General features: G+C 41.9%; 13 protein-coding genes. 8 read left to right on the top strand and 5 right to left on the bottom strand.

The window, feature by feature from the left end; all coding sequences use genetic code 11:
• Positions 1 to 99: 99 nt before the first annotated feature.
• The 3 genes from EGC82_RS19615 (at position 100) to EGC82_RS19605 (ending at position 3,061) form a co-directional block, all read left to right on the top strand.
• Entirely contained in the window at positions 100 to 1,155 is a 1,056-nt protein-coding gene (locus EGC82_RS19615) for a patatin-like phospholipase family protein (RefSeq protein WP_124732244.1), read from the top strand.
• A gap of 223 nt (positions 1,156 to 1,378) precedes the next feature.
• Entirely contained in the window at positions 1,379 to 1,957 is a 579-nt protein-coding gene (locus tag EGC82_RS19610) for an LON peptidase substrate-binding domain-containing protein (protein WP_124732243.1), read from the top strand.
• Between the two features lie 123 nt (positions 1,958 to 2,080).
• Positions 2,081 to 3,061 (top strand): pseudouridine synthase, encoded by a 981-nt coding sequence (locus tag EGC82_RS19605; RefSeq protein ID WP_124732242.1) that lies wholly within the window; start codon positions 2,081 to 2,083, stop codon positions 3,059 to 3,061.
• Between the two features lie 109 nt (positions 3,062 to 3,170).
• Here EGC82_RS19605 and EGC82_RS19600 read toward each other — a convergent pair whose 3' ends face one another.
• The 5 genes from EGC82_RS19600 to metJ form a co-directional block, all read right to left on the bottom strand.
• The gene (locus EGC82_RS19600) at positions 3,171 to 4,565 is read right to left on the bottom strand and encodes a tetrathionate reductase family octaheme c-type cytochrome (RefSeq protein ID WP_124732241.1); all 1,395 of its coding nucleotides are present in this window, start codon (positions 4,563 to 4,565) and stop codon (positions 3,171 to 3,173) included.
• 56 nt (positions 4,566 to 4,621) lie between these two features.
• A complete protein-coding gene (locus EGC82_RS19595) occupies positions 4,622 to 6,334 on the bottom strand; it encodes a DUF3373 domain-containing protein (protein WP_124732240.1) in 1,713 nt (570 codons plus the stop codon).
• Positions 6,335 to 6,481: 147 nt separating this feature from the next.
• Entirely contained in the window at positions 6,482 to 6,811 is a 330-nt protein-coding gene (locus EGC82_RS19590) for a c-type cytochrome (RefSeq protein WP_124732239.1), read from the bottom strand.
• Positions 6,812 to 7,140: 329 nt separating this feature from the next.
• Complete coding sequence (locus EGC82_RS19585) at positions 7,141 to 7,878, bottom strand: sulfite exporter TauE/SafE family protein (RefSeq protein WP_124732238.1); 738 nt, start codon at positions 7,876 to 7,878, stop codon at positions 7,141 to 7,143.
• 76 nt (positions 7,879 to 7,954) lie between these two features.
• Entirely contained in the window at positions 7,955 to 8,269 is a 315-nt protein-coding gene (gene metJ, locus EGC82_RS19580) for a met regulon transcriptional regulator MetJ (RefSeq protein ID WP_011638970.1), read from the bottom strand.
• Between the two features lie 208 nt (positions 8,270 to 8,477).
• On the opposite strand from metJ, the gene metB reads away from it, so the two are divergent.
• The 5 genes from metB to metF all read left to right on the top strand — a co-directional run bounded on the left by metB (position 8,478) and on the right by metF (position 15,649).
• Positions 8,478 to 9,647, top strand: coding sequence for a cystathionine gamma-synthase (metB, locus tag EGC82_RS19575; protein WP_124732237.1), 1,170 nt, complete (start codon positions 8,478 to 8,480; stop codon positions 9,645 to 9,647).
• 140 nt (positions 9,648 to 9,787) lie between these two features.
• Complete coding sequence (locus EGC82_RS19570) at positions 9,788 to 12,181, top strand: bifunctional aspartate kinase/homoserine dehydrogenase II (protein WP_124732236.1); 2,394 nt, start codon at positions 9,788 to 9,790, stop codon at positions 12,179 to 12,181.
• Positions 12,182 to 12,829: 648 nt separating this feature from the next.
• On the top strand, positions 12,830 to 13,417 hold the full coding sequence (locus EGC82_RS19565; RefSeq protein ID WP_124732235.1) for a 3'-5' exonuclease: 588 nt from the start codon (positions 12,830 to 12,832) through the stop codon (positions 13,415 to 13,417).
• 287 nt (positions 13,418 to 13,704) lie between these two features.
• Complete coding sequence (locus tag EGC82_RS19560; RefSeq protein WP_124732234.1) at positions 13,705 to 14,190, top strand: VOC family protein; 486 nt, start codon at positions 13,705 to 13,707, stop codon at positions 14,188 to 14,190.
• Positions 14,191 to 14,764: 574 nt separating this feature from the next.
• On the top strand, positions 14,765 to 15,649 hold the full coding sequence (gene metF / locus EGC82_RS19555; RefSeq protein ID WP_124732233.1) for a methylenetetrahydrofolate reductase: 885 nt from the start codon (positions 14,765 to 14,767) through the stop codon (positions 15,647 to 15,649).
• Positions 15,650 to 15,887: the final 238 nt, after the last annotated feature.

The raw sequence follows: 15,887 nt of genomic DNA, 5'->3' as shown, positions 1-15,887 counted from the left end.
CCGTAAGATAATAACCACAAAAAATATCATAGCGTGTTAGCGTTAAAGCATACAGTTTTACCAAGATATCAGCATTACAAATATAAGAAGGATTGTATATTGCCTGCATTACGTTTACTTGCTGGACCAACGGCTTACGAACAACTCGAAGCGAATGGCTTACAACAATCATTGTTTACTCAGATTTTTGCTGCATCAGGCGGGCCTAAATGGTTAGCGATAGCGGGCTTAGATAAATATTTATTCAGTGAGTTTTTTAAACAACGCCAGGATCCTCTTTACACCATGGGCGCATCGTCGGGTGCATGGCGTTTAGCGTGTATGGCACAACAAGATCCATTAGCCGCTTATGAAAGATTGGAGCATTTTTATATTCATCAGCGTTATGAAAAAAAGCCCACTCGTGAACAAGTGAGTGCCCAGGTATTGCAAATTGTTGATGGCATTTTAGGTGATCAACAAGGCGCGGATATTATTGCGAACCCGTTAATACGACATCATATGGTGGCCTGCCGAGCTCGTCATTTAAACCGCATTCATGCCAAGTTTGGTTTAATGGTTGGCTTGTCGATGGCGGCGGTAAGTAATGTTATTAATCGTAAAAGTCTAGGGTGGCATTTTGAGCGGGTTATTTTAAGCCACAAAGATGCAGCATCACCTTTTAGGCGTTTAAAGGATTTGCCGACCAAGCATGTTGAATTGACCCAAGACAATATACGTCATGGGTTATTAGCCAGCGGATCGATCCCGTTATTGCTTGATCCAGTCAAAGATCTACAAGGATCGCCAAAAGGCCATTATTACGATGGCGGTATTACCGATTATCATTTTGATATGCCATTGCCTGCCGCTACAGGCTTGAGTTTGTATCCACACTTTTACCCGTATATGAGCCCAGGCTGGTTTGATAAATCCTTGTTGTGGCGGAAAGCGAAAGCCAACTATCATAATGGCTTAATTTTAGCGCCAAGTAAGCAATTTATTGCCAGCTTACCGTTTGGTAAAATTCCCGATCGTGAAGATTTTAAGAATTTAGATACTGGAAGTCGGATTGCTTATTGGCAGCAAAGCGTGCAGCAAAGCCAGATACTAGCTGACGAGTTTGCCGAGATAGTCGCGTCTGGCACAATTATGGATCGTATTGAGCGTTTATAGCGCTATAATTTCTCGAGTGTTATTGAGTGTTTTTTGTACTTTTTTGAAAGATAGTCGTATTGGGCTAGGTCTATTGAGGAGTAAGGTGGGATTAATGATCGGCTATGTCGGTAATAAGCATTATATTATACGGCTTAAGTTGTTGAATTATTAACCACTGCTACACTTATTTCATTGATTTGACTTTGGTTCAGTAACTTCACCTATGGTGTCGGAGGCTGTTATGCAAACAAAAGAAGTGGCATTACTCATTCAAGATACTGTTTTATTACCCGGTGGTCGGCTTGAAATTAGAGTCGTGTCACCGAGTGATTTATCCATGGTGGCCGATGTGCTAAAAGGCTACTATGGCTTAGCATTCGCGCCAGTAAAAGTGAATAGTGAACTGCCTTGTTATATTGCGGCAACCCAATGTAATATTATTGATTTTAATCAGTTAGAGGATGGTTCTTTAAGTATTGTTGTTGAGGGTTTACAGCGGCTTAAAATTTTGTCGGCGGCAAAAAAACGAGATGGTTGCTGGATTGCCCGCGCCCTCCCTTGTGCTAACTGGTGCCATGAACCCATTGCTGGCGAGTTTGAAATTATCAGCGCCGCACTGGAACAATTTTATCAAGTGAATCCAGATTTACTGGAATTGTATTCACAAACTCATTTAGAAGATGCCGCTTGGGTGAGTCAGCGTTGGTTAGAAGTGTTACCTATGTATAACCGTGATAAGTTGATGTTGGTTGAACAGCCTAATTGCCACAAAGCCATGGATTTTGTACTGCAGTTACTTAAATCACATGTGGATGTATAACGCTTATGGTGATGAATGGAGGCTTATTGATATAGCGATAATCAAGATACATTTTCGGCCTAGCCTGATAAGATACCTCCTTGTTTTGAACCTTACCTTCATCTTTATATAGCCAAGTTGTTTATGCCTAATTCATCAAATAGCACTGCGGATCATCTTCAATCATCTTCCCAAACCCCAAACGCAGCCATTGCCGCTCAACCTTCGTATATTGTGTTGCCGCGTGCTAATGAATTAGCGGGTAAGCAATACCACACAGTACTTGAGTTTTTGATCGATCATTTTAAGCAAATCGATGCCAGTGTGTGGCAGCAACGGATCAATGATGGCAAAGTGCATTGGCAACATGGTGAGTTAATTACCACTGACAGTGCCTATCAAGCCACTGCGAAAGTGTATTATTACCGCGAAGTGCTGGCCGAAACGAAAGTGCCGTTTATTGAGCAGGTGTTGTATCAAGATAACGACACTATTATTGTTTATAAACCGCATTTTTTACCGGTAACGCCAGGTGGTAATTACGTTAACGAATGCCTAGTACATCGTTTACGTATCGCCACTCAAATTGATACTGTTGCACCGGCGCACAGGCTCGATAAAGATACGGCTGGGGTGATGTTAATGACGCTCAATCCGCTAACACGCCATGCATATCACCAGCTGTTTTTAGATGACAAGATCACTAAAGATTATCAGGCTATCGCTAAATTAACGCCTACGTTGCAGAGTGAATTAGCCGATAATACTGGTGCGCTTCCTATTCATTGGACGGTTAAAAATCGTATTGTGGCGGCCAATCCAAGCTTTACCATGCAAGTGGTTGAAGGCGAGGCCAATAGCCATTCTGAAATCAGTTTAGTGGCGGTTAAGGGGGATTTGGGATTATTTGAGTTAAGTCCTATTACCGGTAAAACTCATCAATTACGTGTACATATGCAAAGTTTAGGTATGCCGATTTTACACGACCGCTTTTATCCACTATTACAGCCTAAAGGGCCGAATAACTTTGATAAGCCGTTGCAGTTGTTGGCTAAACGCTTGCGCTTTATCGATCCAATCAGTGCTATGGAACAAGATTTTCAGTGCCAGGGATTACATTTTTAGACTCTGATTTAGCTAATAAAAAAACCGCCATCGTAAAAGTCGATGGCGGTTTTTTTGCTTTGCACTAGTCGCTTGCGTTAATCGTTTACGCTAGTAATTTACTGCATTTTTATTGAGCTTTTGTGTGTTTAATCCCTTTACGATTTTTCATTGGGTCGCCATCATAACCAAGGGCTTTCCAGTCTAAACGCTCGCCTTTGTTGTGGCAGTCATTACACTGTAGTGCTTTGTCTTTTGGTGACACCATGTGGTTGATGCGCCACCACATCTCAGTTTCAACAAAACCATGCTGACCACTATATTTGAGTCCTTTTTCTACCATGGTTGGGTTAGCTTCCATACCTAATTTAGCAGCTAAATCCCAATCAAACTTATCCCAGTAGCCACCTTCACCGTACGTTTTAGGGGTTATTAGAATATTGAGTTTAGCATCATAGATTTGCTTACCCGTGTGCACTTTAAATGGGTAGATTTTAGCTTTAGGGTCGCGAATATCACCTAATGGATAAGCCAATTTAACCGTTTTAGTTGGGTCCATTTTATCGCCAGCCATATACGCATCGGCGCGGCCATTAAACCAGGCATATTGTGGTTTAACGTCTTTTTGCCAAATAAAGCTGCCTTTCTTTTTCATAAAGGTGTGCTTGCCGTATTGGTCTGTTGTTTCAGGAAGATCTTCTCCTGCCTGTGACCAATCCCAACGCATTTTGGTGGGTTCATTTTTAGCAAATGAGGGTATGTGACACGTCTGACACGCTACCGTTTCCGAGTGGGTATTAAGCTTTGTATTTTTATGCGGCGCGCCATCATGGCAGTTTACACAACCAATTTTGTTTTCCCCACCAGGTGATACGCCCATCGAGTTACCGGTAATTTGATGATTTTCAGTAACGTGACAAGTTTGACACTGGAAGTCATTTCCATCGGTGTCCATGTGAACATCGGTCGCTTTGTCTGGATAAGACATTGATGAGTCTAAATCGCCGTGTTTAACCGCATCACCGCCGCCACCGTAAAAGTGGCAACTGCCGCAATTGTCACGCACGGGGGCACCTACATTTTGGGCAACATTGGCTAAATTGACTCTTGCTAAGGCCTCGCCTGCGCCCGCAGGATCTTTAATGTAAGTTCCTGTGGTGTCGTGGCAGACTAAGCAATCGACTTTGGTCATGTCTTTAAAGTCGAATGTTGAATCTTTCCAACCATAACCGGCATGGCAACTGGTACAACGCGGTTCGTTACCCGATATCGATACGCAAAAGTTGTTAATACTGTTCTTTTTACCGCGCATCACAGTGCGGTCAGGTAGTTTTTGCTCTAACTCCCAAGTCCAATGTGAAGATTTCATAAACTCTTCAGCATGTTCTTTATGGCAGGTTAAGCATTGTGTCGTCACTTCAGGGCCATTAGCAAAAGGCCCTTTTAGCGCCTCTTTGTGGTTAAATGCAGCCTGCGCGCTACTGCTCAATAACAGTAATACAGCCAGTGCTGATAATAGTTTCATGATGTTTGTCCTTACCCCTGAGCTTGTGCTCAGGGGGGCCAAGTTAGGGATGTAGGTTAGAAGTTAATCGTTAGTGAAGCATTAACGTCATAGGCGGTGTCGACCACGGGTAGCATTGAGAACGCGTTACCGGCAATCACATCGTCAACCTTCATTGGCGCACCTACAGGTGAGCCACTGCCGGTATATTCATAGTCGTAATACAAACCGGCTAACTTGATAAACATTTTTGGATTGATATCAAAGATATAATAGGCTTCGGCAACATGGCCGCGAGTGGCTAATTTACTGCCGATTGGGTCGTCTTGTGCCTGGGTGAAGGGACTCCAGTATTTAGAACCGTAGTTATATTCCAAGCCGAACTTTCCGTAGGGTGCAGGTATTTGCATACCGACATAAATGCCGTAACCATCTTTGGTGTCGCTATCAACAGTTTCTTTTGGCACCATAATAATTTCAGTACCCGTGCTGTTAAGTTCTGCTTCAAATATAGCATCGCTTAGCATGCCACCGAACAAACCGGCATTACCGTTAGGTTCTGCACGAGTCCAACCAAGTGAAGCAAACATTTTCATGTCGTCATCGGTTTCATAGGCATAACCTAAGCCACCTAAGTACAAATCACCAATCACACCGCTTGGTTGCACGCGGGTGACAAAGTTAAAGTTGTCAAATTTTTGCATGTCTTGATACATGGTTGGGGCAAAGATACCCGCCAGTTGAGTCGGGAATGCCATGGTGCCCGTAAAGCCATCATTGACATCTTTAGCACCGAATAAAGTGAACTGTAAGAAATGGTTACCGTCATTAATCACGTCGATATTAAACCCGCCGAGATGGGTATCTTTGGTGATGATGTCACCAAACAATTCGCCATTGCCGTACTGTGATTCAAAGCCTTGGCCATAGCAAAAACGTACTGTTTGGCCTTCAATACCGGTAATATCGCTAAGATCATAACCTAGGGTTAGACCGTCGAAGTTGAAGTTAACTAAATGACCCGATGGCGTGCCGCCTCTGAGCTCATTTTCACGATAATGATTTGGTGGACCGTAGGTTGATGGACGACGTCCAATAGAAAGGTAAGTGCCACTGCCGTTAATGTCTTTCCAGTTAAAATAGGCGCGTTCTACTTTTAATTCATCACCACTGGTGCTACCGCTACTGGTGCCATCCATGGTGAATGAATTCCATGAGTCGAATACTTTAACCCCAGCAGAGTCTCCCCAGCTTTTAAACATGGTTAAGCGTCCTGCAAAGCTGACGTTATCCCACACTTTGGCGTCAATGTTTAGGCGTAATCGAGTTGTGTAAAATATATCGTTATCAATGTCTTGTTGGGTTTTTTGGCCTAACAACATTGGCATAACGCCTTGAAGCATACCGCTTTGAAACGCGCTGGCTAAATCAGGGTTTGCCATCATCATTTGGCCTAACGGTGAGGTAGCACTATTTGGATCGCCAAACACTCCTGACATGGCTTTAGCGCCAAAGTCAGAAAAGTTAACGTTCATGGCTGGGTTCCAAGTGACATTTTGATAATGTAATGAATGCGCTTTGGTTCTAAAATCACCCGTAATTGCCACTCTGTCTAGGGCGGTGTGACGTTCGGTTTTATCAACTCGTGAGTTTAAGTCGTCGAGATCGTCGGTAATGCTGGCAAGTTGCTGTTTAAGATCGGCAATTTTTTGTGCATCTGTGTCTGCTGCTAGGCTTGCGCCGCTCATAAAGAGCGCGTTAGCCACTAATATTGAGATGAGAGTTCTCATGGTCTTTCTCCCCAATTAGCCAAATAAATAAGTCATTTTGGCTAATTTTTGTTGTAAAAATCCCTGAGGCTAAGCCCCACTATTTTTTCAGTTTGATTATTGGCTGGTGCTTTCGCTTAAGACGAAAAGGCACTCAGCATTAATGCGTTAGCCGCAGGTTGCTGGTTGGTCTGAATCGGCGGCGTGGTCATATAAAAACTGTTGAATATCTTTTAAGTCTTTTTCTGACAACGCTTCAAAAACGGCAGGTTTAGCCTTGTGCATGTCGCGTGTAAAAAAACGATCCCACTGGCTCATGGTTTTGGTCATCGGGGTGAGTTCTTGGCCTTCACTGTTGGCACTGTGGCAGGCTTTACATTCTTTTTTGTACAGGTGTTTGCCTTTTTTAGGATTACCACCTTCAGCTGCCATAACTTGGCTACCAAAAGATAATGCAATGGCGATTGCGATACCGACCTTTATGTAAGTGTTCATCATTTTATCCTCTACAGGGCTTATTATTAGAAGTGCATTAGCAAGATGTCATTATGTCTTTGCTGTAAACAATGTTACCTAAAAGGGAGTAGTGTTAATTTGAAGTAGATCATGTTCATGAGATAAATCTAATTGAAAAAAAGTTAATTGAATAAAATCTAATGAATGAGTGTGATGCAGATCTATTGTATAGAGAACAAGATTTTGTTAGGAAGACTATATGGCGAGCGATAGGTGTTTGGCCGCCATAGCAATGTGCAGCCACGCCTAGGATGTGTTACTGGGTAAACTGCTAGTGGTGTGAGTGAGGCTAGTGAAGCTAGTGAAGTTAGTTAGATTAATGCACTGGTGGACTTTATTACCAATATTGTTGCACTAATACTGCACAAAATTAATGTTGCGGTGCGGGTTTTGTCTTTATCGACACGGCCAATTAATCGGCCAGAAACAAGATAACCAGCAACGACGGAAGGCAATAATAACAGTGATAACCATAAATGCTTTACTTCAACTAAGCCGACAATGGCTAATATAGCTAACGCAATTAATGAGCTAAACACGAAGAAGGCTGATAATGCCGCTCTAAATTGACTTGCATCTCGGCCTGCAAGCAAAATGGCCATTGGCGGGCCGCCGATGGCTGCGATATTACCAAATATGCCCGAAAATACCCCTGCGATAAATAAACTGAGGCGATTAATGGGGGCGGTAAAGCGAAAGATACTAAGAATTACAGCAATAAACACAATCGCCGCAATTACTAGCCCTAATATGGCTTGTGGGGCAAACAGCAATAGTCCAGCGCCTAAAAATCCGCCAGGAATACGCCCAAGTAAGGCATATTGCAAACCATTAAATTGCAGGTGGCCACGCTCTCGAAAAAGCGTCATTGCAGAAATGGCAAAACCCATAACAATAATGGGTACGGGAACTAATTGAGGATTAACAATATACAGCAGCGGGCTTGCAACAACGGCTAACCCAAAGCCAATTAAGCTTTGGGTTAGCGCGCCAAAAAACACGATAATTGATGCCAGAATCAAGGTCGTTGGATCGATAAATGACATCATAAGTTCTCTTTCAAAACATCACTGCTTCTTTTATAGGGCAGTTTCAAAGTCTGTGAGGTAATCACTAAGCAGTGAATTATTCGAGCTCTTCCCACTCGATACCCATGTCATCCATTAACTTTTTCGCTTCACTTGGAATGCTATCCGGCTGATCTTTTGATAAATCGCCGTCATAAGGTAATGGTTGACCTGTGTACGCATGCAAAAATGCTTCGCATAACAGTTCACTGTTAGTTGCATGGCGCAGATTATTTATCTGGCGACGCGTCCGCTCATCTGTCAGTACTTTTAATACTTTTAAAGGGATAGAAACCGTAATCTTTTTTACTTGTTCATTCTTTTTGCCGTGTTCGGCATATGGGCTGATATATTCGCCATTCCACTCAGTCATTAACTTACCCTTAACGATAAATACGCTGCAGATTTTAAACCGTTACAATCTCTAGTCAAATTATTGCTACTATTTAATCCCGATGCAAATAGATTTCTTGATGTTTAGACGTCTAAACGTCTATTTTTATTGACGGATGGGGAACTCTTCGGTAAATTTAGACGTCTAGACATCTATTTGTGTGTTTGTGATATTTTAGGAGTCAACTATGACTAAGCTTCAAAGCGCCACTTTGGCCGTTCGCCAAGGTATTGAAACAGACACACAACATGGTGCTATCGTGCCACCTATTTATTTATCGACCAATTATTCATTTGATGGCCATAACAATCCACGCGAGTTTGATTACAGTCGTTCGGGTAATCCAACACGTTGTATTTTGGGTGAGGCACTGGCAAAACTTGAGCAAGGTGCCACCGGTGTGGTGACATGCACTGGCATGGCCGCCATTACCCTAGTGACCAGTTTACTGGGGCCAGATGATTTATTGGTTGTGCCGCACGATTGTTATGGTGGTAGTTATCGCTTATTTACTAATTTGGCTAAAAAAGGCCAATTTAGGTTATTAGTTATTGATCAAACAGATCCTCAAGCACTCAGTAAAGCCATTGCCCAAAAACCTAAAATGGTGTGGTTAGAAACCCCTTCAAACCCATTACTGCGGGTGGTCGATATTAATGCGATTAGTCTTGCTTGCCATACTGTAGGCGCGTTAGTGGCGGTTGATAACACCTTTTTATCGCCAATATTACAGCAACCTTTGCTATTGGGTGCCGACATCGTTATTCACTCAACCACCAAATACATTAACGGTCACAGTGATGTGGTTGGCGGCGCAGTAGTAGCCAAAGATGCTGAAGTGGGTGAGTTATTACATTGGTGGTCAAACACGCTAGGGCTTACCGGTTCAGCATTTGACAGCTACTTAACCTTACGCGGCTTACGCACTTTAGCGGTGCGCATTCGTGAACATCAACGTAATGCCCAAAAAATTGTTGAGTTACTTAATAGCAGTGGCGTAGTGGCTAAAGTGTATTATCCCGGACTAAAAGATCATCCAGGTCACGAAATAGCCGCAAAACAACAACAAGGCTTTGGCGCTATGTTAAGTTTTGAGTTAATTGGTGGCGAAGCTGAAGTTGTGGCCTTTTTACAGGCACTCTCTTTATTTAGTGTTGCTGAAAGTTTAGGCGGAGTGGAAAGTTTAGTCGCCGTTCCGGCTACGATGACCCATCGTGCAATGGACCCACAGGCAAGGCAACAGGCTGGTATTAAAGACACTTTATTGAGACTATCTGTCGGTATTGAAGATGCAGATGACCTCTTAGCCGATATTCAAGCAGGCCTAGCAGCGGTTACTGCGATAAAATCAGCTTAATTTCGCTTAATTCGAGTTTAAGTTTGCTGTGGTTTCGGTCAAATTAAGTAAAATAGTAAAACATGCACTTGCACACTATTCATTTCAAATTAGAAGTCTAGCAGTCGCAATAAAAGTATTAGTTGTTTAAGGAGTCAGTAATGGCGCGAAGTCATTTACATAAGTTTGGTGGTTCAAGTTTAGCGGATGCAGATTGCTATCGCCGTGTTGCTCATATTTTGCTTACACATGGTCAAAGTGATGATTTAGTTGTGGTATCCGCCGCCGGAAAAACGACTAATTTCTTATATAAATTACTCAGTTTGCGTGATAGCGGTCAATTGTGGCAAGAAGAGCTACAAATTCTAATCAGTTACCAGCAGACGTTAATTGAGCAGTTACTGTCAAATGAACAAGCACGTGATTTACGCGAACGTTTGTCTACCGACAAATCTCAATTAGTCAGTTTACTGTCTTTAGAGCAACGTAATGACTACCAATTAAACCAAGTGGTGAGTTTTGGTGAGCGTTGGTCGGCGCGTTTGATGGCCGCATTGCTTCGAGAAATGGGCGTGACAGCGACTCATGTTGATGCATGTTCTATTTTAGTTGCCGACGAAGGCGCCGTGCCGAATATTCTTGTGCCACAATCGCGTGAAAAAGTGCAAGCCTTGTTAGCTTTACACCCGCAAGAGCGTTTAGTTATCACAGGTTTTATTTGTGCAAATCGTCACGGTGATACGTTACTGCTGGGCCGTAATGGTTCAGATTTTAGTGCCACCTTAATTGCCAGTTTAGCCGACATTGATCGAGTGACTATTTGGACTGATGTTGAAGGGGTATTTAACGCCGACCCGAATAAAATTAATGATGCAAAATTACTCAAGAGTATGTCATTAGCAGAAGCGGATCGCTTAGCACGTTTAGGCTCGCCGGTATTGCATTCACGCACCTTACAACCATTATTTAATACAGATGTAAGTTTAGCTGTGCGCTCTAGTTATGCCTCACACACCGACTTTACCTTAATTGCGCCACTGAGTTCATCTGCAAGTGCCCCCGTGGTCACCAGCTTAAATGAAGTAGTGTTATTTAGTTTTAAAATGATCGCAGACATTGAGCCGTTGCTGACCATTTTGGATAAAGCAGGTATTACGCCGCTAGCTTATTGGTCGCTTGCACAGCACAAGTTTGAGCTTGCCTTAACACTAGAAAGCCACAAACAAGTTCAAGCCCTGCTGACGCAACATAGCAGTGAATTTGGTATTGAAGAGTTAATTGCCCAAACAGATTTAGGCCTAGTGGCACTCGTTAGTGCCGATGCGCATCACTTTAGGCGCAGCTTTGCCCGCTTATTGAGCCGCGATGCCAAACCGGTTTATCAAGATGCGTTAAGTTTAGTGACCTTAGTGCCGCAAGCTCAAGTGAGCTTATTGACTCAAAAAGTTCATCGCCGTTGCGCCGGTCCAAGAATGCGCATTGGCGTGTTATTGCTGGGCGTGGGTAATATCGGCGAAGCGTGGATTGATTTATTTAAACGCGCTAGCCCAGCATTAGATCATGAGCTTGAAGCCACCGTTGAGTTAGTGGGGTTAGTGGGCTCGAAAAAAGCCTTAATTTCCAATGACGGAATTGACCTTGATCAATGGCAACAAGACTATCAGCAACACGGCATTGAGTGGGACTATGACAAACTGTTTGATCAGTTAGCGTTGTTATCATGCGATGAAATTGTCGCGTTGGATATCAGTGCTAGCGCCGCGTTAACTTTACAATATCCACAGCTATTTGCCCGTGGTATTCATGTTGTTAGTGCCAATAAGTTAGCGGGTTCTGGGCCATTGCCATTTTATCGCGAATTAAAGCAGCAACTGAGTAACCGCCGTTTGTTTTGGCGTTATAACGCCAGTTGTGGCGCAGGGTTACCTATTCAACATGCGCTAAATGATTTGCGTAACAGTGGCGATACCATTGAAGCTGTGGGTGGCATTTTTTCGGGCACTTTGTGTTGGTTATTTGAAAACTATAATGGCAGTAAACCGTTTTCTGAATTAGTGCTTCAGGCACGCAGTTTAGGGATTACTGAGCCCGATCCACGTGATGATTTATCGGGTCGCGATATGCAACGCAAGCTGTTAATTTTAGCGCGTGAGATTGGTTTGGCGGTGGAGTTAGACGATATTAGTCTTAACTCGTTAGTGCCTAAAGCCTTGGCCGAGTTATCACTGGAAGACTTTTTATCACGTATTAGTGAGTTAGATGAGGATTTGTTGCAGCAATATGTTGCTGCCACAGAGCAACATAAAGTTTTGCGCTATGTTGCTTCGTTAGATAAGGTTGAAGGTAAACTACAAGCCGAAGTGAGTTTACAGTGGGTGGATAATAATCATCCTTACGCTAACTTAACTCCGGGGGATAATGTGTTTGTTATTCGCAGTGCATTTTATCAAGGTAATCCTTTGATTATTCGTGGACCAGGGGCAGGGCGAGAGGTGACTGCTGCGGCAGTGCAGTCGGATCTGGTGCATATTTGTAAAGACTTACTGCAAGAGTAAGATGATTGAAAGACCATGTTAGATGGTCTTTTTTGTTGTTTATGGCCTGTGGCCACAATAGCTTAAGAGCGCATGGTTTCACTCTGCACTGGCCAAAAGGGGATCAACAGCAATCCCTTCTTTACTCTTTATAAAAGAATTGACCGCTGCCGTTCCGGCAACATTTTCGTTATTTACAAAACAACAATTGCGAAAAGGTCGCGACGGAAATAGATCCAGCTTTTGACCTCGTTTTATACTGCTTCAGCCCATCTTATTATAAAAGTGAAAACGCTTCCGATGGGAATCTGATGTTAATGGATTTACGAATTGATGTTGTAGTGGCATGGTCAATGATGTTCCTGACATCATAATGACATTTTCCATATCCATATAGGTCAGATGCCAAAGAACGACCCGGATACAAAAAGCTAACCTGACATCTTGTCAGATTGACATTTTCTGTTATAGAAAGACTTTAATGGCCTCAATATAATGAACTCTGAAAACGCTAGATAAGATGTAAGTAAAACAAACAATTAGTATCTAGGTTATACCAATGGTTACCTGATAATTTAATGTGGCATTGGACAAAGCCAATAAGCGATTTATGCTGTTATAAATATCGCCACAGATAAATACTCATTCTCTGGAAAGTAAGGATATCCAATGGAAAGGCCAACAAAAGAACAAATTCGAGATTTACCCATTTATGAAGGTATTAGTCTAGAAAATATCATCGTTGTCACTAACGAAGCAGACTCGATAAGCGCAATCGCGGAGTTAAAAACACACTCTTGTTTAGGGTTTGATACAGAGAGCAAACCTTGTTTTGTAAAAGGTGAGGTAAGTGATGGACCTCATTTAATTCAGATAGCCACAAAATCTACAGTATTCTTATTTCCAACAAAATTTTATGAAAACTTTACTGCAATCGCAGAAATATTATCTGACCCAACCATAAGAAAGGTCGGTTTTGGATTGAAAGAAGATAAAAAAATTCTTTTTAGAAAATTTGGAATTAAATTAGTTAATACAGAAGAACTCTCTTCAAAAGTGATGCGTTTTGCACATGTTAAACAACGCGTTGGCGCCAGAGTTGCGGTTGCGATGTTTTTTAATCAACGGCTATCAAAAAGCGCACAACAATCAAATTGGTCAATATTTCCGCTACATGATCATCAGAAAAGATACGCTGCAAATGATGCACATACCGCATTATTAATAGAGCTTGAAATAGAAAGACTGGGCCATTAATCTCCCTCACACTTTGTGCATTGCCTCTGTGCTTAACCACTCACTTATAAATCCCATAACTTCAATTTTACTCGATTGCTTTCAAGCTTTTTTGCTGTGTTAAATTTGTCTTATTGACTCAGATTAAGCCATTGCTCAATAAAATTAATCTATTTATTTATTTCAAATTAATAATTTTAAATTATTAATTTGATAATGTTTGATAATTTTTATTTATACCTTATTCGGCGTAAGATGACTCCATTGAAACAAATAACGAATCAATTAATAGTTTTTAGGAGTCAGTTATGAAAATGAATCACGTAGGTTTGATGGTTGGCGATATGGATAAAGCGGTTGAGTTTTATACTAAAGCGCTGGGTTTACGAGTGGTAATGGGTAACACTAAGGTGCAAGAAGAACGTAAGACTGCTATTGGTAGAATGTGTGTAGCAGTCTTTGGTGAAGGCTTTAAAGGCTTTAATATTGCACACTTAGTCACGACAGACGGCATTGGTGTTGAGATGTTTGAGATGGTCGATCGTCAAGAACGTCATGAAGTTGATTTCACCCGTCTTGGTATCTTCCACTTTTGTTTGCAAACAGATGACTTTGAAGGTGCTATTGCTCGGACTGTGCAATATGGCGGTAAAGTACGCATGGATATTATGCGTTACCACCCAGAAGACGACAGCAAGCTAGCACAAATGGTGTATTTAGAAGACCCGTTTGGTAACTTGTTTGAACTTTACTCACACAGCTATGAAGAAACTTACGCGACTGATTACGAGTAATTTGTTTACTGTTATGTTGATTACTTCAAAGCTACCTAAAGGGTAGCTTTTTTATGTATGACGATAAATTGTCTCAGCGGCGTGAGTGATTTTGGCTTAGTAACTCAGTTCACCTTAACCCATCAAACAACGGATAAAGCTTAATTAAGGTTACGTTTGGCTTCCATCGTATACAAACCCGCATACTAAATCTTGAGTTAATTTCATGTCCCATTGCTTATGGTGTGTCGGTTCGCGGCGCAGCCAATAAAGACTGTTCAATATAACGATGTGTACGTAATCCACTTAATTGGCAGTACATTAAAATGGATATTGCGACTACTAGTAGTTGGTGTACCGTAAATTTATACTGACTCAAGCAATTTGGCTGGTGAATTAGCGCCACGCTTATTGTCTGCATTTTAGCGCTAGGGTTAAATTAACCAATGGGTGGTTTTTTAGCTTGACTTAGGATGTAGTTAAACTAGTATATGGACATATAGACGTCCAAACGGCTAAATTATTCAAGTTAAATTAATCATTTTAGTTAATTGGTATTAGCTCCTAAGTGTTACAGAAGTTGAAGGAATACATTATGGCTTTTCATCATGCACAACATGCCCAGTCGTTAAATCAGAGCTTGTCTGAGCTGAATGATATTAATGTGTCTTTTGAGTTCTTCCCACCATCAACGCCTGCGATGGAAGAGATATTGTGGAATTCTATTCGTCGTTTAGAACCGTTAAATCCTAAATTTGTTTCAGTAACTTATGGTGCCAATTCGGGGGTGCGCGATCGTACTCATAGCGTGATTGAACGTATCCAGAAAGAAACTAATCTTCTAGCCGCGCCGCACTTAACCTTGGTGGATGCCAGTGATGAAGAGTTAGTTGAATTAGCAAAGCATTATTGGAATTCAGGCATAAGAGACATAGTGGCACTGCGCGGTGATTTACCCGATGGCAGTCCAAAGCCGACTCGCTTTGCTAATGATTTAGTACGTTTACTTCGTTCAGTGGCAGATTTTGATATTTCGGTTGCAGCGTATCCTGAGGTTCATCCTGATGCCCGTAACGCTCAGGCTGATTTAATTAACTTGAAGAAAAAAATTGATGCGGGTGCTAACCGTGCCATTACCCAGTTTTTCTTTAATGTTGAATCCTATTTACGTTTTCGCGATCGCTGTGTTACCGCGGGCATCGATGTTGAAATTATTCCAGGCATTCTACCGGTGACTAATTTTAAGCAAACTAAACGTTTTGCTGATATGACTAACGTTGCGATTCCGCATTGGTTACACCGTCAGTTTGAAGGGTTAGATGATGACCCTGCAACACGTCAGTTGGTGGGCGCGAACGTAGCGATTGATATGGTAAAAGTGTTGTCTCGTGAAGGGGTTAAAGATTTTCATTTTTACACTCTTAACCGCGCCGAATTAACCTATGCTATTTGCCATACTTTAGGCGTGCGTCCAAAATAAAGCCTAAATAGCTTAGGTCTGACAATTTATATTTTATACCAATATCTTCCATACCAACGTCTCCCGTTAGTATGGCTACCGAGTTGTTGCAAAAAGACAAAGTGGTTATTGCTCCCAACCCCATTAATGGTTTCATTAGCGGGGTTTTTGGTTAATCTTAATGGTTTTTTGTTTAACTATTGGACGTTTGCCGTATTCATTTTTCAGTTTTTTTAGCCTATGGTGGTATGACATAGTT

The sequence above is a fragment of the Shewanella livingstonensis genome, from assembly GCF_003855395.1.
Classification (GTDB): domain Bacteria; phylum Pseudomonadota; class Gammaproteobacteria; order Enterobacterales; family Shewanellaceae; genus Shewanella; species Shewanella livingstonensis.
Note: the sequence above shows the minus strand (reverse complement) of the source record. Positions and strands in the feature narration are given on the sequence as shown.